Here is an 18,494-nt window from a genome sequence, read left to right on the forward strand (position 1 = left end):
TCACATCAAGGACGATAAAACCGTGAAAATCACCCTCACCGCGCTGCTGTTGATTGGCTTGGCGATGCCTGCATTCGCCGACACCACGCCCATCGGCTTCAAGAGCATCAACGTCCCTGATGCACAACGCCCGCTGCATATGGTGGTCTGGTACCCCGCCGCCACCGCAGCTACGCCTGAGTTGATCCGCGATGACGCCGTGTTTTTCGGTGCCTTGGCAGTGCCCGATGCGCCGGCAGCGAGCGGCGAACATCCGCTGGTGGTGCTCTCCCACGGCTACGGCGGCAACTGGGGCAACCAGGTGTGGCTGGCCAGCGCCCTGGCCCATCAGGGTTACATCGTGGCGGCGGTCAACCATCCCGGCACCACCAGCAAGGACCGCAGCCCCCAGGCCGCTGCGCAGTTGTGGCAACGGCCCAGAGACCTGAGCCGGGCCATCGATGCGGTGATCGCCCAGCCGACGCAGTTCGGCACCGTGGCGAAAAACCGTATCGCCGTGGTCGGCCACTCCATCGGTGGCTGGACCGCCATGGAAATCGCCGGCGCGCGTTTCGACCCGGACCTCTTCGCCCGCGACTGCAACACTCACCCCAAATTGGGCGGCTGCATTGGCTACCAGCAGATCAAACCCGCCGCGACCCCGGCGGCGAAGGCCCAACTGGCCGCTGACCTGCGCGACCCACGCGTCGGCGCTGTAGTGACCCTGGACCTGGGCCTGTCGCGCGGCTTCACCGACGCCAGCCTGGCCGCCCTGCCGGTGCCGGCGCTGGTGATTGCGGGGGGCGTGCCAACGGAAGATATGGACCCCAACCTGGAGTCCGCCGACATGGTCAGGCGTATGCCAAAGGCCTCGACCGAGTATGTGGAGATCAGCGACGCTACGCACTTCAGCTTTATGTCGATCTGCAAGCCGGGTGGCATGGCGTTGATCGAAGAAGACTCGCCGGGCGATGGCATGATTTGCCGCGATGGCGAGGGGGCTCGGCCACGGGCGGTGATTCAGCAACAGGTGCTGGCTCTGATCACTGGTTTTTTGTGGCGGACAGCGGCACGGCGCACGGCGGCGGATTTTTAGCTGGTATCATCCCGGGCCTGTACAACCCGGGTGGACCCACATGAATCGCCAGAAAAAACTCCAGCAGCTCTTCAAGGAAAAAGCCAGGAAGGCGAATGCCAAGTTGGCGCCGAAAAAGAAGGACAAGTACATCAGCAAGGCGGACCGCGAAAAGCTGGCGGCTGAAGCGGCTCAGGCGCCAGACAGTTCGCCGCAAAGCTGAATCAGCAACCGCTCAACGCCACCTGCCGCCGCTCCCCCGCAAAGAAAAACGGCCGCAACCGCACGCCCACGCTGTTGCCGATAAACGCCGCCACCAGCCATACCCAGCCATGCAGGCTGCCCGAGGCGATGCCGCTGAAGTACGCGCCGATGTTGCAACCGTACGCCAGGCGCGAGCCGTAGCCGAGCAGCAGGCCGCCGATCACTGCCGCCACCAGCGAGCGCGCCGGGATCTTGAGGCTGGGGGCAAAGCGCCCGGCCAGGCCGGCGGCCAGCAGCGCACCGAGGACGATGCCGATGTCCATCACGCTGGTGATGTCTTCCCACACCGGCGCGGCCAGGGCCTTGGCATTGCCCGGCATCTGCCAGAACGCCCAGCTGGCCACGTCCACACCCAGGCCGCTGGCGACTTTGGCGCCCCACAGCGCGAACGCCGAGGTGATGCCCCAGGGCCGTCCCGCCAGCGCCAGGGTGGCGTAGTTGAGCAGGGCCAGGCCGATGGCGCCCCACACCAGTGGCCATGGCCCGCGCAGAAAGCGGCGCAGGCCTCGGTGCTCGCTTTTCACGCCCTCTTCCAACTGACCATGGCGACCCTTCTCCAACCGTACGGTCACCAACGCAATGATCGCGAACACCGCCAGGCTCAAGCCCAATGCCGGCACCACGCCGAAGCTCTTGACGATGGACACCGCCGGGAACGCCGACAGCCCGAACCACCAGTCAACATGGTGCGTGGCGATCAACGAACCGCAGATAAAGAACAGCAACGTGACCAGCATGCGCGCATTGCCACCGCCGACGGTGAACAGCGTGCCCGACGCACAACCGCCGCCCAGCTGCATGCCGATGCCGAAAATAAATGCCCCGAACACCACCGACACCCCGGTCGGCGCCACCAGCCCGGTCACCGGCTGCCCGAACAGCGTGCCCGCCCCCAGCGCCGGGAAGAACAGCAGCACCGCCAGCGCCAGCATCACCATCTGCGCGCGCAAGCCAGCGCCACGGCGATCATTGATGAACACGCGCCAGGCCGAAGTGAAACCGAAGGCGGCGTGGTAGAGGGTCAAGCCCAGTGCGGCGCCAACCACCAGCAACAGCACCTGGTGCGAACCGACGCTGTTTTGCAGGAACAGGGCGCCCAGCACCAGGATGATAAAGGCCACCAGCGGCGCGACGGGTTTGCGCGCGGGGGTGAGAGGCAGAGAGGTACTCATGGGGAATCTCGGTCTGTTTGAAAGGAGTAGGCTGCGAGGGTGGCGAGTATACCCTTGTGTATAGATAATCCCGGGATGCGTGTGGCCTGACGGCGCCCCTTTCCTCCATCAGCCGGTGAACCCGTGGCCAAAGACATCGAGAACCCCTGCGTTTCCCTCTGCCAGCTCAGCGGCGACCTCTGCGTCAGTTGCGGACGCACCAAGGATGACATCCGCAAATGGAAACGCATGAAACGCCCGGAGAAGATGGCGGCCGTACAGCGTGCGACACAGCGCCTCAAGGCGATGAAAAAAGCCAGGTAAGGCTGTTCATGCATCTGTGGCGAGCGGGCTTGCCCCGCGTTGGAGTGCGCAGCGCTCCCGCTTTTTGGGGGGCCGCTACGCAGCCCAACGCGGGGCAAGCCCGCTCGCCACAAAAAAAAGACCACTCACCACGCAGGCCCGCTCCTCACAATTGGCCCGCACGATCGCGGATCAACCCCGCCCCACGGACCCCGACACCGGAAGATCACCCAGCAACTTGAGCCCGGTGCTCTTCACAAACGTCGCGTAGTCCATCGGTTTCTGGATGCGCGTCTCGGCGTTGGGCAGCACATAGGCCCAGGCGCGCTTGCTGGAGGCGTCATACACCAGCTTGAACAACCGCGTCGGCACCCAGACCTTGTTGTGGCCGATGGTGCCGTAGCCCGGGTCGAACAACGGGCCGGTGAACACATACACGTCGCCACCGGCACGCACGGCAAACTTGCGCACGTCGGCCTCGACCTTGCTCCAGACCTTGCGGTTGTTGGTGGGGTCCTGGGGCACCATGTTCGACAGCGCGAACGACTGCGCCATCGCATTGGCATTCGGTGCATCGGCGGCCGGGGATTGATGACCACGGTCCACCGCCGGGTGCTGGGCGCGGTAGTCGCTCAACTCGGCGCGACCGCCTTTGGGGATACGCGGGTCGGCGTAGAACTGGTTGGTGCGTTCCTCGCCCTTGGCGTCTTTCAACAAGGCGGCATTCAGGCGTTCGACCACCACCAGCGGGGTCTTGCTGGTTTGCGAGTAGAGCACTGCGAAATGGTCGGAACACAGCGCCAGCGGTTTCATCGCGGTTGGCACGGTGGCGGTGTTGATCGGTGCGGCGGGGAACAGGTCGGCACAACTGTCGAAGGACAGTTGCTTTTCCTGTTTGGAATACAGGTCCGGCAGGCTGCGGGCGTTGGCCCCGCAAGACAGCAAAACAAAGGCGGTCAGCCCAACGGCAAGTTTGCGTAGGTACATGCATTGAATCTTCGAAAAGGAGTGAAGCGGCTGGCTCCGGCGTACGGAGCCAAGTGGATGATATTGCGAGGATTATTGACTAGCAGATGTCAGATTAGTGCCCGACTGCTGAAGGTTTTCCCGCAGCCCGCGCACCTGGTTTGAAACCATGGGCACGGGCGCTCCAGGCAATCGCCAGCGACACACCGATCAACAGCAACATCGCCCACGGAAACGAGGCCACGCCCCAGGTCTCCAGCAACACCCCACCGACGACACCGCTGCCGGCGATCGCGCTGTTCCAGGCCACCACATTCAGCGACAGCGCCACGTCGGCGCCATCGCCCGCCGCATCGGCCAGGGCAGTCTGCAGCAGGGTCGCGGCGCCGCCGAAACTCAGGCCCCACACGGCCACGCCGAGGTAGACCACTTCCGGCAGGTTGCCAAAAAGACCCAACCCAAGCGAGACGACCGCGAACACCGCCAGGCTGACGAGCACGGTCTTGCGCAACAACGACTCAACGAGCCTGGCCGTGAGCCAGATCCCTGCCAGCGCGGCAACCCCGAACACCAACAGCACCAGGTCGACCCGCTCGGCCAACCCCGCCGGCGCCACGAAGGGTGCAATGTAGGTGTACAGAATGTTGTGCGCCAGCATCCAACTGATCACCACCGCCAGCACCGGCCGTACGCCCGGCGTGCTCAGCACCTGGCCCAGCGACATACGTTGATGGGCGGGCTGGGGAGCGTAGTCCGGGACTTTGACCAACACCCACGCAATCAATACCAGACTCACCGCCGACATCAGGACAAACGTGGTGCGCCATCCCACCAACCCACCCAGCCAGGTGCCGAGCGGTACACCCAACGACAGCGCAATCGGCGTGCCGACCATCGCCAACGCCAGCGCCCTGCCCTGCTGGTGCGGCGCAACCATGCGCCGGGCGTAACCGGCCAGCAGGCTCCAGGCCAACCCCGCTGCCACACCGGCGAAAAAACGCGCCACCAGGGTCACACCATAGTGGGACGACAGCGCGGTGATGGAGTTGAACAGCAGGAACCCGACGATGGTCAGCAACAGCACATTACGCCGGCGCCAGCCACGGGTCGCGATGGTCATGGGGATCACCGCCAGCACCGAGCCCAAGGCATACGCGGTGACCATCTGCCCGGCCATCGACGGGGAAATCGCCAGGCCGTCACTGATCAACGGCAACAGGCCGGCGGGCAGGGTTTCGGTGACGATGCAGATAAAGCCGGTCATGGCCAGGGCGAGCAAGGCGCCGATGGGCAGGCGGTCGGATGACGCCGATAAAGTGAGTGAAGGTGTCACGGGTAACTCCTTGAGCGAGATTTAAATACTGATCGATACAAATGTTGCGACCGGACATAGCGCGTTGTCAACGACATATGTATCGACTAGTATTTATCTCGCTTCCCCCACCGGAGATCCGCCATGGCACAAATGGGCCGCCCCCGCACCTTCGACCGCGATCACGCCGTAGACCAGGCCTTGCACCTGTTCTGGCAGCACGGCTACGACGCCACCTCACTCGCCCAACTCAAGGCTGGCCTGGGTGGCGGTATCTCCGCGCCGAGTTTTTATGCGGCGTTCGGTTCCAAAGAGGCGCTGTTCGACGAATGTGTACAGCGCTACCTGACGACCTACGCACAGGTCACCGAATGCCTGTGGGACGAAAGCCTGTCGCCGCGTCAGGCGGTTGAAACGGCGCTGCGCCAGTCGGCACGCATGCAGTGTGAAGACGGGCATCCCAAGGGTTGCATGGTGGCGCTGGGCGTGATGAGTGCGCCGAGCCCCGAGAATGCGCGGGTGGCGAATGGATTGACGCAATCGCGGCTGCGCACACGGGCGGGGATTGTGGCCTGTGTGCAGCGTGCGATACGTGCAGGGCAATTGCCAGGCACGATTGACCCGGCGGTGATGGCGACGGTATTTGACAGTTTCCTGCAGGGCATTTCGATCCTTGCGCGCGACAACGTTCCCCACGCCAGCATCGACGCGGCGATCAGCCAACTGCTGCTGACCTGGGATATTGCCGCGTCTACGGCGCCGCCGATTCGTCCCGGCATTGCATCAGGAAATCCACAAACGCCCGCACCCGATGCGGCACATAGCGACCATGGGGATACAACAAGGTAAACGGCCGTGAACGCCCACCGAACGGCTGCAGGACTTCTACCAGGCTGCCGTCAGCCAGTTCCTGCTCGACAATAAACTTGTAGGTCTGAAACAACCCCGCGCCGTGCCTGGCCAGGGTCACCCCGCCCAGCACATCGTCGGAGCAGCTGTACCCCGCCTGCCCCGCATACTCTTGCGCCTTGCCATCCACCTGAAACAGCCAGGAGATACGCCGGCCATTGCTGGGCAGTTCGTACTGGATGCATTCATGGGTAGGTAGATCTTCCAGCGTCTGTGGGATGCCGGCGCGCTCAAGATAGGACGGTGCCGCGACCACCACCAACTCGGCGTCTTCCAGCAGGCGCGCAATCAGCGATGAGTCGGGCTGGGCGCGCACACGGACCGCCAGGTCGTAGCCTTCGGCGACGAAGTCGATATTGCGGTTGCTGATGTGGATATCCACCGTCACCTGCGGGTACAGCGCACGAAACTTCGGCAGTAGCGGCAGCAGACGGTGATGGGCGTAGGTGGTGGGAATACTGATACGCAACAGGCCGGACGGCACTGCTTGCGCGCCCATCACCTCCTGTTGCGCTTCCACCAGTTGGGTCAGGGCCTGGCGGCATTGTTCGAAGAAGGTGCGGCCACTGTCAGTGAGGCGGATGCTGCGCGTGGTGCGCACAAACAGCCGCGAGCCCAGGCGCTCTTCCAGGCGTGAAATGCTGCGGCTCACGGCCGCCGGCGTGACACCGGCAACCTGCGCGGCGGCGGTGAAGCTGTTGGCTTCGGCGGCGAGGCAAAACAGCTCGATGCTGCCGAGCTGCAGGTCTTCGAAATGGCGTTTCACACTGGGTCCACCCGGTTACGGCTGCGGGGGATTGCAACACGTCCGCGCCCAGTGTGCCACTGCTTGCTTACGCCGTTGGCTCGATCAGGGTTGTCAGCCGCGCGGGGTTTGCAAGGCGTGGTACCCATAGTCTGCGCGCGCTTGCCGCAATGGGACACCGGCGTCGATGGCCGCACGAATCTGTTCCTCGGCCTGGTGGATTTCTTCGGCGACCGTCAGCACCTCGCTCACTGAAACCGCAGGAATGACCACTAGCCCGTCACCATCGCCCCGTAGCCAGTCATCCGGTCTAACCCGCACGCCACCCAGCGTCACCGCCTCCTGTATCGCCTCGACACGCACGCGATCCTTGCCGGTGCGCATCCAGTTGCCCCGGGAAAAGATCGGGTAATGGAGTTCCAACGCACGATCGACATCGCGGCAGATACCGTCGATCACCGTGCCGGCCAATTGTTTGCGGGCAGCCGTAGAGGTCAGCAGGTCGCCCCATACGGTGGTGTCGAGGCGTGCCTGATTGTCGATCACCACCACTTGCCCTGGGGCAAGGTCGTCGATGTAGTCGCCCACCGAGCCCCCCTCCAGGCCAACAGGTCCGTAGCGCAGGGTCCAGGCTTTGCCCGTAAGGCTGAAGGACCGGTCCAGCGGCTTGATGTCGGTACATTGACAAAGGATTTTCAGGCGATCCATGGCATCGCTGAGGTCGGTACAACTGAGGGCGTCCAGGCGTTGATGAATAGAGCGTTGCATGAGGAAGGCTTCCTTGTGTTGAGGAGTTAACCTGCGTTCGCTGCCAGGCTGAGCGCGTGGATCTTGTCGACAATCTGCCGCGAAGCCTTGCGGATCGCCGTCGTTGTGGTGCCTGCAATATGCGGTGTGAGCTGGGCATTGCCGACGCCTGCCAGTGGCGAGTGGAAGCAGTCTTTTTCCAGGGCGAAGGTATCGATGGCGGCTGCTTTTATATGCCTGGGAAACGCCGTCATGAAACTCGCCAACTGCGCTTCATCGACGATGCCGCCGCGCGCGGTATTGATCAGTATCGAACCTTGGCGCATCTGCCTGAACTGGGTCAGCCCAAACAGGCCGCGGGTCAGCGGGGTCAACGGTACGTGGATCGAGACCACGTCGGCCTCCCTCAGCAATGCTTCGAGGGTTTGCCGGCGCTCAAGGCCAAGGCTGCGCGCGACCTGGTCGGTAAAGCGTTCCGAACCGGTGGCGATGACCTTGAGACCAAGCGCTCCCGCCTTGCGTGCGACCTCTTGAGCGATGCTACCCGTGCCGACCACCCCTAGCGTGAGTTCACCGAACTCCAGGCCTGGCGCCAAGGTGCCCTTGGACCAGCATCCCTTGTGCGTTTCAGCGTTGTAGTGGTCCAGGTCCCGGGATAAATACAACGCCTGGGCCAGGACATATTCAGCAACCGCAGCCGCGTTGGCGCCTGGAGTGTTCAGCAGGGTCACGCCACACTGCTGGGCCGCTTGCCGGTCGATATGGTTGACGCCCGTACCGGCTTGAGCGATAGCGCGCAGCGGCGTTGGCAGAGCCGGTGACGCAGCGTTGCGAATCAGTTCGCCCTCAATGGGAATATTCAGGCGCGTCTTGAACACGCTGTACCCTCCGGCCAACATCACGGCCCCCATGAAAGCCTGCCGGTCGTGACCGTTGATCTCGGTGTAGTGAATGCGCTCGCCATAGTGCTCGCGGATACCATCCTTATCAGTGAAATAGTAGAGATTCAGGGTGACGACCAGGCCCAGCGCGAGGAATCGGTCGACTTCCTCGAATAACAACGGCGGGCCGGGTGCATCGAGTATCAGGGTGGTGAATGCCATGCTTGTGATCCTCTTGAACGGCGCACAACCGCGCCGACAGCCAGGTCGCCCCGGCTGTCGGCGGGTGCTTTACCAAGTGAAGTGGCAGGCGCTGTCAGGATCGACCAAGCCTGTATCGGTACTGGCTGCCGCCAGGAACCCACTGTAAAAATCGTTCAGTGAAGAGGCCTTGATAAAGTCTGGGTTGCTTTTGGCATAGATGAGGAACAACCGATAAATGCGCAGGTTTTTCTCTTTGCGGTAGACCTCGGCCTTGAGGCTAGGCCACAGATTGAGCAGGGAGTTTTCCTTGATTTTCCACGGGTCCTGCGGCTCTACGCCGGTGGTGGCCTTGTGCACAAAACGCTTACCCGCCACCACTTCCAGATGCAGGCTGGCCAACAGTTGCTCGCCGGTACCGACAGCTTCGGTGTGCAACGCCTGCGCCAGCGACAGGATGTGCGTTTTCTCTGGAACGCTGCCCGCCAAGGTCAGCCAGGCGCACGTGAGGTCGGTTCGGGCGATGGCGTACGCCATGCCTTTGACATAGCTGCGAAAGCTGTCGTCCTCCGTAAAGGCTTCCAACAATTTCGCCGCGGGCTCATCGGCGAACTGCCCGACCCCGATCAGTTCGCTGTGCAGTCCACTGGCCAAGAGGGCGCGAGTCCAGGGAATCGCACGAATGGCATCCGGCCTGGACTCGAAGACCTTGATATTGAAGAGGCGTGACGGCGGCCGAGTGCCCTTGGCGGTGGCCCTGACCACGTCGAATCGCGCCATGTCCCGCAGCAAGGCTGGCAGCGCCGGATGCTCGAAAAAACGCGACTGGTAGCGGCGCACGACATCGGACCAACGCTGGATCCTGTCGGCGATTACCGCCTCCGAGGGCTGCGTGCGGGGCTCAGCATGCATGCGGTAGAGTTGGCTGAGAAAATTCACCGATTGATTGCGGGTCAACAAATGGCCGCGCATTTCCGCACACCCGGCCAGCATGAATCGGGTTTCCGGTCCGTCCAGGGCGCCGAACTCTTGCAGGGTATCGGCGATCACTCCATTACAACGCGCATGCTCGCCCCCCATGATCACGTGGGTAACCACCTCGATACCGTACCGAGCCGCGATCCGCTGGTGCTGGTGAGCGATAGCCATGTTCAGCTTGTGCATCCCCTTGCCACCCTGCTTGCCAGTGTCGCTGGGGCCGAAGGTGATGTATTGGCGGTTACCCCGTGATGCCAAGTGCTGCCTGTAAACCGGGCTTTCATAAATCTCATGCACCGTGGCCAGGGTTTGCTCGGCGCCCGCCAGGTCTTCGGGTTGCAGGGCGATGTCGATGCCCTCCCGCACCTGGGCCGCCTTCATCAAAAACAGGACTTCCAGCACACTGAGGCTCGATGTGTACTCGGCGATCCCGTGGATGTTCATGCGGTCGCGATAACGGTCGATCATCTCAAAACGTTCGACCGCATTGCGGGCGTCGTACATGCGAATGTAGCCCGGGTCCTGTTCCATCAATGCGATGTAGTCCTGGCCCTTGTAGCGCAGGGCTTTCTCTTCATAAATCGCAGCGGTGCGCCGCAGGTAGGCCTGCCAGAAATCCGTGGGCGGCTGAACGCTGTCGTCCGCCAGCGCGGCATCAAGCACCGTCCGGCGCTCCCGCTCATCCAGGTCACGATAGGGGCGGGATGTGCCTGCGCCAGGATCCTGTTGCCATTGGCTGGAAACAATCTCATCGACCACGCTGCTGAACATCTCGGCGTTTTCGCGGAACTCGATCTCCACATAATGAAAACCAAAGGCCTGCACCCGCAGCAACAACGGGTCGATGCCCGCAGGCTGGGTGAAGCGGATGCTGCTCAGCGCTTCGATCAATTCGGCCGGGGCGGCAAAGGCATCGGCGTGATCCTTGTCCAGTCGGGCACGAATCTCTTCCAGGCGATGCCGTGCGCCACCGTCTTTGATCAGGCTATTGATGTCTGCGATATAACGGCTGCGCAGCGCTGATTCCAGGGCGATAACCAAGGTTTCGGTGTGCTGGTTTGTGTCGTACGGCCGCCCATCCTTGTCGCCATACAACCAGGTGAACACCGTGAGCCACTGGGTCCGGGCCGCCAGACCCAGGGCCTGATAGACATCGGGCAATGCGTCGTACACGCTGTTGGCATAGAAGATCTGCGACTCGATATCGACACCCTGGTTGCCCGACCACACGGCGTTGTACAGCGCCAACAAAATCTCTTGAGTGGCCTGGGGTTTCTTGAGCCCGTGGTCTTCCAGATGCTGGGCGAGTTTTTGCAACACCTGGACAACGGAGTGCTTGAGTTGATCGGTCTCCTTGCACAGCAGGCCCAGGCTGACGTTCACCCTGGACGACCCGGCAAAGGTCGGCGGAGACACAGGGTTATGATTGGCCTGCGAAGCAATATGGGAAGCGACGCCCCTGACAGATACTTCAAACAGCAGTTGCTTGATCAACAACAATTTCCAGAACGCCTCGACGTCTTTACTGGAACGCGACTCAAAGAAGGCCTTGCCCAAGGCGGCGGCCAATTTCGAATCTGCTTTATCCAGATAAGACAGGGTATCGATTTCGGCGTAGATCCTCAGGCAGGCTCGGGTATGCGGACTGTGAGAAACATCATCGGTGCTGATCTTCAGTGCCTGTTCCAACGCGCGCCACAACACATCATGCACAAGCGCGGGGTGTGTATGGCTGATAGAGGAACGGGTTGACGCATCTTCAAGTATGGAGTTGATCATGTGGTTCATCGGTTCAAGCCTCGATAATTAATACAGATCCCTTGTTTGCACTCCACCGCGTGGGTGGAAGCAAAATCATCAATGTCACAGGCCGAAACCACTGCGTCGCAACGAACGGGTATCCCCTGTTCGCCGACAGAAAGCCCCCAGATCGGTACCGAAAAGCGGCAAAAAATCTGAAACAAGTTGTTACACTTCAACTTGAATAAATCATGTCGCCGCTTTTTCGACAAAAGACCTTTTTGGAATAAAACGCGCATAAAAAGATAGCCAGCTTAAGAACGGTTTCCCGATCCGACACTGACTATTCTTTTTCAAGCAATTGATTATTAGGGGTTAATGAAGGGAGTCAAAAACGCATTACGCCCAGAAAGCACTCACGCCGACAGGATGTGCCAGGTCATTCTTAAATAATTCTTCATAAAGGCATGACCCCATATGCACCGGACGATCCCGAGCCCTTGGCATCGTGCCCGGCCGCGCAGGGGTGGACTCGGGCTCAAACGACGAGCGCAAATAAGATAGAAAATGACTGTGAATCATTGGGCAAAATAAAGGCGCTCCAAAGAGCGCCTTTATTCATTTCAACTCACTGCTCGCTGATGGACTTCACATCCGCCTTGGCAGCGCCACCAATCGCAATGCGTTTTGGCTTGGCTTCCTCCGGTACCACCCTGAGCAGGTCGATGCTCAGCAGGCCGTTGGAAAGCTGGGCGCCCTGCACTTCGATGTGGTCGACCAGGCGGAACGACAAGCGGAACGCGCGCTGGGCGATGCCCTGGTGCAGGTAGGTGATGCCCTCATCGTGTTCGCGCTTGCCGCCGGCGACGGTCAACACGCCTTTTTCCACCTGGATTTCCAGGTCATCCTCCACCAGGCCTGCGGCCGCAATCACGATCCGATAATGATCGTCACCGTGCTTTTCGACGTTGTGAGGTGGGTAGGTGGTGCCGGCCTCGCTGCGAAGCGCCGATTCGAAAAGGTCGTTGAAACGGTCAAAGCCGACAGAGTGACGGAACAGTGGGGCCAACGAAAGAGTAGTAGCCATTGCAAAATCTCCTGAGGTTTCTCCAAGTGATTTGATACGCGACCCGCATTCGGCATCGCGTAAAACCTAAGTAGGTTCGGGCTGAATATTTTCAAGCGGCGCTCACAAAATTTTTTTATCCGACATGATGAGCTCCCGACGAAAGGCTGACACAACGGCGCGCCAGGACCGTCGTGGGGTCAACCAGGGCGACCCGGTGGGCGCCGATCTCGAACGCCTCGCAATGCGCCAGCACCAACGGCAACTCGGTACACCCGAGAATCAACACCTTCGCCCCTTGTTCACACAGATGCTCTGCCGCCAGCAGCAACTGCTCACGGCACACGCCAGCGGTAAACCCCGCCTTGATCCCCCGTTCGCCGTAGATCGCCTCCATCACCAGCGCCTGGTAATCAAAGCCAGGCGTGATGAGTTGCAAGCCGCAGCCTCGCGCGGCCTGGTGGTAGACCTGGCTTTGCAGGGTGCCGGACGTCGCCAGCAAGCCCACGGCCTGGCCGCTGCCGTAGGTCTGCACGATCCACTCCACCGTCTCGCTGAGCATGTTGACGATGGGCACGCGCAGGTGCGCCTGAATGCGTTCGACAAACGCATGGGCGGTGTTGCACGGAATCGCGATGGCCTGGGCGCCGGCGCTTTCCAGGCGTTTGCAGGTGGCGTACAGGGCCAGGGTCGGGTCGGTTTCATCACGTAGCAGGTTGGCGGTGCGGTCGGGGATCTGCGGGTTCTGTTCCACCACCATCTTGATGTGGTCCTGGTCTTTGCCGGCCGGGGTATGGGCGACCACCTTGCCCATGAAGTCCACGGTAGCCGCCGGGCCGACGCCGCCGACGATGCCCAGTTTGAACGGTGGCTGAAGCGCCGAGCCATCGGCCTGGGTGGCGAACTCGGCGTAGATCTGGTTGATGTCGAGGGCGCTGATACCACGCCGTTGCAGGTCGCCGCAGACCAGCGACAGCTCGGTCATGCCCGGCACAATCACCGTGGCGCCCTGCCCTTGCAGCGACAGGCACGCCTGGTACACCGACTCCAGCGGCACACCGTCAAGGTGGCCGTCCTTGATGCCGTTGACGCCGTACATCGCCTCCATCAAGGCGGCCTGGGCGTGGTCCTCCGGGTAGACCAGGTTGAAGTGCTGGCCGAGGTGCCGTTCAAACAAGCCGCCGTGACGCACGAAGTCCGATGCGATCACGCCGAGGGTGGTGCCAGGCGCTATTCGACGGGTGATGTGCCGGACCAGCGCGTGCATCATGTCCAGCACGGGAATGCCCAGTTCCTGCTGGATTTCAGCGCGAAAGGTCTGGCTGGCGAAACACGGCAGCAGCACCGCATCCACCCCGGTGTTTTCAAAGGTCTTGCATACCTGGAACACATAGAACTTGCGCGCGGTCATGCTCGCGTTACGGTCCAGGGGCAGCAGTACATCCTTGAACGGGTGCTGCTCGAACAGGAAGTGATAGCGCCGCTGGTCCTCCAGCACGGCACGGGACTTGACCAGTTTGTAGAACAGATCGCCGCCCGCCAGCGAACCGAGCCCGCCGACGATGCCCAGCCGGGAGGTGGTTTTCATGCGTGCACACCTTGCGGCAGCTCAGCGGGTTCTTCCGCGCTCTCGGATTTGGCCACCACCGCCGTGGCGATGCTGTTGCCCACCACGTTGGTGGCGGTGCGCGCCATGTCGAGGAACTGGTCGATACCGATGATCAGCAACAAACCCGCCTCGGGCAGGTTGAACATCGGCAGCGTCGCCGCCACCACCACGACCGACGCCCGCGCCACGCCGGCCATGCCTTTGCTGGTGATCATCAGCGTCAGCAAAATCAGCAGTTGCTGGGTGAAGCTCAGGTCGATGTTGTAGGCCTGGGCGATGAACATGATCGCGAACGCCTGGTACATCATCGAGCCGTCAAGGTTAAAGGAATAGCCCAGCGGCAACACAAAACTGGAGACTCGCTTGGGCGCGCCGAACTTCTCCAGCGCCTCCATGGTTTTGGGGTAGGCCGACTCGCTGCTGGCCGTGGAAAACGCCAGCAGGATCGGCCCGCGGATCAGCTTGCCGAGGGTGAACACCGAGCGTCCGAGAAACAGGTAACCGGCGGCGAACAACAACACCCAGAGCAGGGCGATCCCCAGGTAGAACTCGGCAATCAGCTTGGCGTAATCGGCCAGCAGGCCCAGGCCGTTGGTGGTGATCGCCGAGGCAATCGCGGCGAACACGCCGATCGGCGCGAAAGCCATCACGTAGTCGGTAATCTTGAACATGACCTTGGCCAGCTCGTCCACGGTGTCGGTGATGCGCGTGTAGCCGGCGCGCTTGACCCCGGCCAGGGCGAAGCCGAAGAACAGCGAAAACACCACGATCTGCAGGATCTCGTTGTTGGCCATCGCCTCGGCAATGCTGCGCGGGAATACGTGGCTGATGAAGGTCTTGAGGCTGAAGTCCCCGGTGTTGACCGGCACCGCTGCCGTCGCATGTTGCACCACCTGCATGTTCAGCCCGGCCCCCGGCTGGAACAGATTGACCAGGGCCATGCCAAGCATCAGCGAGACCAGTGACGCCGTGACGAACCACAGCATCGCACGCAAGCCGATGCGCCCTACCGAGTGCGAACTGCCCATGCTCGCGATGCCGCCCACCAGGGTGGCGAACACCAACGGCGCAATGATCATCTTGATCATGCGCAGGAAAATATCGGTGACCATCGAAAAGTACCCCGCCAGCACCTTGGCGGCCTGCTCGCTTCCTGCATAGTGGTGACATGCCCAACCCACCAGCACGCCCAAGACGATGCCAACTGCGATTCGACGGGGGAGTTTGTTCTTCTTCACAGGTGCGGCCCTCAGATGGCTTTTGTTGTATGGAGCGGATTCTAGGGACCCACCCCGGCCGCCATGATGAGTAATCCAGCTAACCCCATGCGCTTTTGGAATAGTTTGCAGAAAGCCCAGCCCAGGCTGCGCGCGGCGGCATACACTCAGGGCTCATCGCCTGGAGAACCGGCATGCAGATCAAATGGTTGGACGACCTCTTGGCCATCGCCGAGTGGAAAAATTTCTCCCGCGCCGCCGAAGTGCGCTGCGTGACGCAATCGGCGTTGTCGCGGCGCATTCGTTCACTGGAAGAATGGGTGGGCGTCGAACTGGTCGATCGTGGCACCTACCCGGTGCAACTGACCGCCGCAGGCGCAGCCTTCTGCAGCGAAAGCCGCGAAGCCCTGGCCGGCCTGATGCGCCTGCGCGCCAGCCTGCGTGAAGTGGAACGCATGCCAGGGCGCTCGATCCAGGTGACCGCCGCACACAGCCTGTCGATGACCTTCCTGCCCAAGTGGCTGACGCAGTTCCAGCGCCAGACCGAGCAGTTCAATGCACGGGTAGTGGCAGCGAATATTCATGACGCGGTGATTGCGCTGGAAGAAGGCAGTTGCGATTTGATGATCGTCTACCACCACCCGCTGGCGCCGATCCTGCTGGATGCGCAACGCTTCGGCAGCCTGGCCCTGGGGCATGATGCGTTTATTCCGTTGTGCGCGCCGGACAAACGCGGCCGACCGCTGTATCGCCTGCCGGGGAGCACGGGAAAACCCGTCCCGCATCTGGCTTACACGGCCACCACGTTCCTGGGCAGGGTCGCGGAAATCGTGATCAAGAACGGCCCTGCACCTGCCGTGCTGGAGCGCTGCTACGAAGCCGACATGGCCATGCTGCTGATGCGCATGGCTATCGAAGGTTACGGTGTGGCGTGGTTGCCACAGAGCGCGGTGGTGGATGAGTTGGAGCGTGGGCTGCTGGTGCGGGCGGGTGGCGAGGCGTGGAGTACGCGGTTGGAGATTCGCTCGTACTGCGCGATTGAAAACCAGAACCCCACGATGAGGAAGTTGTGGCGCACGCTCGAAGGGCTGCGCTGACGTCAATGCACCTGCGGCATCGCCATTCGCAAACGCTGGGCAAGTAAATCGGAGAACGCTTGCGCCAGGGCCGTACGGGGAACATCACTGCGAAAAACCAGGCCGAATGAATACGGCAAAACCGGTAGAAAAGGCCGCGTCACGATCGGCAAGTCCAAGAAATCATTGGCCAGCAATTCGTTGATGATCGACACGCCGATGCCCTCGGCGACGAAAGCGCAGGCGGCACCTGCCGAATGCACTTCCATGCGCACGTTGGGAAGAATGGACGCCTGCCGAAACACCTGGTCAAGCTCCGTGCGCAGGTTGCGCTGGCGGCCCAGCAGCACCAGCGGCACACCGCGCAAATCACTCACCTGGATAACGCGCTTTTCGCACAGCGCGTGCGTTTGGGGAAGCACGCACACGCCTTGCACCTGCAACACCGGCACCACGTCGAAGCCCGGCAATTCGGTGGGCAGGCGCACAAAGGCAAAATCGACGCTGCGGTCCAGCACCGCGCGCTCAAGCGCATCGTAGGAACCGGTGACCAGTTCGATAACAAGGTCGTCGCGGCCCTGCATGAATTCGGCAACCACACGGGGCAACCATTGGTGGGTCATGCTGGTGGGCACCGCCACACGCAGCAGCGCCCGGCCAGCGTGACCCAGGCGCAGATCGTCGGCCATGCGCTGGACGCGTTGCATGTTGTCGACCAGCCCCGACACCTCCGGCAAAAACGCCTCGGCCTCGGAGGTCGGCGTCAGCCTGCCCTTCCTGCGCAGGAACAAGGCAAAGCCCAGTGACTCTTCGAGCTGGCTGAGCAAACGGCTGATGGCCGACTGGGACAAGCCCATGCGCGTGGCGGCATCGATGGTCGAACCGGTCGACATGATGGCCTGGAACGCTTCCAGTTGTTTGAGATTCACGCTCGGGCTCCAAGCAGACACGACTGGGCGCAGTTTCCGCTGGCAACACCGGCGGCGTCCAGCCTTGCAGCCCTACCAGAGCTTGATGTCGTAGGTCAGGTACAGGCGATTGTAGTCCCAACTGGTGAGCACATTTGAGCGGTACGCCGTGTTGCGAAATTCTGCCCCCAGGCCTTTGAACGTGCCGTCCTGGATCACGTACTTGAGGCTGGTATCCAGCTCGTGCTCATCGGCCGGTTTGCCAGAATACTTGGCGTCGAATCCTTTGTAGTAGCGGATCATGAAACTCAAGCCCGGGATCGCCAGGGCGGAAAAGTCATAGTCGTAGCGCAGCATCCAGGTTTTCTCATCCTCCAGGATGAATTTGCTCACGCCCGGACTGGTAAAGGACGTGGTGGCCGCACCATTCAAATAGGGCAATGCGGCGTTACCGGACAATTGCTGATAGCCGCCTCCGAACGTATGCCCGCCGAGCCGATAACTCAAGGAGCCGCTGAACATGTCGGCGTCCGCAGCACCGTTATAGGCCGCCCCCGTTTCAAAACTGTTGTAATAACGCACGTCCGTCGTCAAGTGACCTGGCCCGACAGCCACTTTATGCACAACCCCGAAAAAGTGCTGGCGATAGAAGTTTTCAAGTTCACCGTAGTAATAAGACAGGCTGATGGTTTTATTGAGTGCATACGTACCACCCACAAAGTAAAAATCACCATGCTTCGGGCCTTTGTAACCGCTCGGTATCAGATCGACGTTATCGCTGGAGTTACGCAACTTTGATTGATCCAGTCGCCCACCTTGCACAAATAGATGTTCGATACCGGTGTATTCAAACTGCGTGCCTTGGAATGTCTGTGGCAGCAAACGCCCATCGTTGTAACTGACCACCGGGTTCTTGGGCAACAACGTGCCCGTCTTCACCACGACATCGGCGAAACGCAGCTTGCCGGTCACGCCGAGGCTGGAAAAATCACGGGCGGCGCGGCCATCATCCTGCACAGGCAACAGGCCAGTACCGGCATGTGCAGGGCTGGAGTCAAGCCTCAGCCCCAGCAGGCCCAGGGTGTCGAGGCCAAACCCGACGGTCCCGGACGTGAATCCGGAACGCATCGTCAGCAACAACCCCTGTGCCCATTCGACACGGTCGTTGCCGCCGCTGCGGTTGTCATGATTGAAGGCGTAATTACGCAACGCAAGGTGGCCGGTGGAATCCCCGAGGAAACCTTCGGCGCGCACGCTTGATATACCAGGCACCATTAAGCTGGCGCACAAAAGCCCGCCGGTCGTTATAAACGCACGCATAGTTAAGCCCTCAGCTGTGTTTTATTTTTTGTGGCAGAGAGTAAGAA

17 protein-coding genes are annotated in these 18,494 nt (G+C 61.4%); 5 read left to right on the plus strand and 12 right to left on the minus strand.

Going from position 1 to position 18,494, the window contains the following annotated elements; genetic code table 11:
• The first annotated feature begins 22 nt into the window (after positions 1-22).
• Together AC3WP7_RS04195 and AC3WP7_RS04200 are read left to right on the plus strand one after the other, a co-directional pair.
• Positions 23-1,075 (plus strand): alpha/beta hydrolase family protein, encoded by a 1,053-nt coding sequence (locus AC3WP7_RS04195; protein ID WP_102592302.1) that lies wholly within the window; start codon positions 23-25, stop codon positions 1,073-1,075.
• A gap of 40 nt (positions 1,076-1,115) precedes the next feature.
• A complete protein-coding gene (locus tag AC3WP7_RS04200) occupies positions 1,116-1,277 on the plus strand; it encodes a DUF2986 domain-containing protein (protein WP_092250644.1) in 162 nt (53 codons plus the stop codon).
• Between the two features lies 1 nt (position 1,278).
• On the opposite strand, the gene AC3WP7_RS04205 is transcribed toward AC3WP7_RS04200, so the two are convergent.
• A complete protein-coding gene (locus AC3WP7_RS04205) occupies positions 1,279-2,490 on the minus strand; it encodes a YeeE/YedE family protein (protein ID WP_102630116.1) in 1,212 nt (403 codons plus the stop codon).
• Positions 2,491-2,613: 123 nt separating this feature from the next.
• Here AC3WP7_RS04205 and AC3WP7_RS04210 point away from each other — a divergent pair, with 123 nt between their 5' ends.
• Complete coding sequence (locus AC3WP7_RS04210) at positions 2,614-2,793, plus strand: DUF1289 domain-containing protein (protein WP_102592304.1); 180 nt, start codon at positions 2,614-2,616, stop codon at positions 2,791-2,793.
• A gap of 171 nt (positions 2,794-2,964) precedes the next feature.
• On the opposite strand, the gene AC3WP7_RS04215 is transcribed toward AC3WP7_RS04210, so the two are convergent.
• Positions 2,965-3,759: a DNA/RNA non-specific endonuclease gene (locus tag AC3WP7_RS04215; RefSeq protein WP_092250638.1), complete on the minus strand. Its 795-nt coding sequence runs from the start codon at positions 3,757-3,759 to the stop codon at positions 2,965-2,967.
• A gap of 94 nt (positions 3,760-3,853) precedes the next feature.
• Positions 3,854-5,071: an MFS transporter gene (locus AC3WP7_RS04220; protein ID WP_102592305.1), complete on the minus strand. Its 1,218-nt coding sequence runs from the start codon at positions 5,069-5,071 to the stop codon at positions 3,854-3,856.
• Between the two features lie 123 nt (positions 5,072-5,194).
• Between AC3WP7_RS04220 and AC3WP7_RS04225 the strand changes: the two genes are divergently transcribed.
• Positions 5,195-5,899 (plus strand): TetR/AcrR family transcriptional regulator, encoded by a 705-nt coding sequence (locus AC3WP7_RS04225; RefSeq protein ID WP_092250632.1) that lies wholly within the window; start codon positions 5,195-5,197, stop codon positions 5,897-5,899.
• On the opposite strand, the gene AC3WP7_RS04230 is transcribed toward AC3WP7_RS04225, so the two are convergent.
• The 7 genes from AC3WP7_RS04230 to AC3WP7_RS04260 form a co-directional block, all read right to left on the minus strand.
• Entirely contained in the window at positions 5,802-6,725 is a 924-nt protein-coding gene (locus tag AC3WP7_RS04230; protein ID WP_102592306.1) for a LysR family transcriptional regulator, read from the minus strand. The two genes, AC3WP7_RS04225 and AC3WP7_RS04230, sit on opposite strands and share 98 nt — an antisense overlap.
• A gap of 93 nt (positions 6,726-6,818) precedes the next feature.
• Complete coding sequence (locus AC3WP7_RS04235) at positions 6,819-7,472, minus strand: RraA family protein (RefSeq protein WP_092250629.1); 654 nt, start codon at positions 7,470-7,472, stop codon at positions 6,819-6,821.
• Between the two features lie 26 nt (positions 7,473-7,498).
• Positions 7,499-8,554: an NAD(P)-dependent oxidoreductase gene (locus tag AC3WP7_RS04240; RefSeq protein ID WP_092250626.1), complete on the minus strand. Its 1,056-nt coding sequence runs from the start codon at positions 8,552-8,554 to the stop codon at positions 7,499-7,501.
• A 69-nt stretch (positions 8,555-8,623) separates the two neighbouring features.
• A complete protein-coding gene (locus tag AC3WP7_RS04245; protein WP_256579979.1) occupies positions 8,624-11,290 on the minus strand; it encodes a phosphoenolpyruvate carboxylase in 2,667 nt (888 codons plus the stop codon).
• A 589-nt stretch (positions 11,291-11,879) separates the two neighbouring features.
• The gene (locus tag AC3WP7_RS04250) at positions 11,880-12,338 is read right to left on the minus strand and encodes an Hsp20 family protein (protein WP_071490189.1); all 459 of its coding nucleotides are present in this window, start codon (positions 12,336-12,338) and stop codon (positions 11,880-11,882) included.
• A gap of 115 nt (positions 12,339-12,453) precedes the next feature.
• Complete coding sequence (gene cuyB / locus AC3WP7_RS04255; RefSeq protein ID WP_102592308.1) at positions 12,454-13,905, minus strand: cysteate racemase; 1,452 nt, start codon at positions 13,903-13,905, stop codon at positions 12,454-12,456.
• A complete protein-coding gene (locus AC3WP7_RS04260; RefSeq protein ID WP_092250617.1) occupies positions 13,902-15,164 on the minus strand; it encodes a dicarboxylate/amino acid:cation symporter in 1,263 nt (420 codons plus the stop codon). The genes cuyB and AC3WP7_RS04260 overlap by 4 nt, the downstream gene beginning before the upstream one ends.
• A gap of 173 nt (positions 15,165-15,337) precedes the next feature.
• Between AC3WP7_RS04260 and AC3WP7_RS04265 the strand changes: the two genes are divergently transcribed.
• A complete protein-coding gene (locus AC3WP7_RS04265) occupies positions 15,338-16,240 on the plus strand; it encodes a LysR substrate-binding domain-containing protein (protein ID WP_102592309.1) in 903 nt (300 codons plus the stop codon).
• A 2-nt stretch (positions 16,241-16,242) separates the two neighbouring features.
• Here AC3WP7_RS04265 and AC3WP7_RS04270 read toward each other — a convergent pair whose 3' ends face one another.
• The gene (locus AC3WP7_RS04270; protein WP_093124909.1) at positions 16,243-17,148 is read right to left on the minus strand and encodes a LysR family transcriptional regulator; all 906 of its coding nucleotides are present in this window, start codon (positions 17,146-17,148) and stop codon (positions 16,243-16,245) included.
• A 72-nt stretch (positions 17,149-17,220) separates the two neighbouring features.
• Positions 17,221-18,447: an OprD family outer membrane porin gene (locus tag AC3WP7_RS04275; RefSeq protein ID WP_371914785.1), complete on the minus strand. Its 1,227-nt coding sequence runs from the start codon at positions 18,445-18,447 to the stop codon at positions 17,221-17,223.
• Positions 18,448-18,494 lie beyond the last annotated feature (47 nt).

The sequence above is a fragment of the Pseudomonas sp. FW305-3-2-15-C-LB1 genome, from assembly GCF_058787615.1.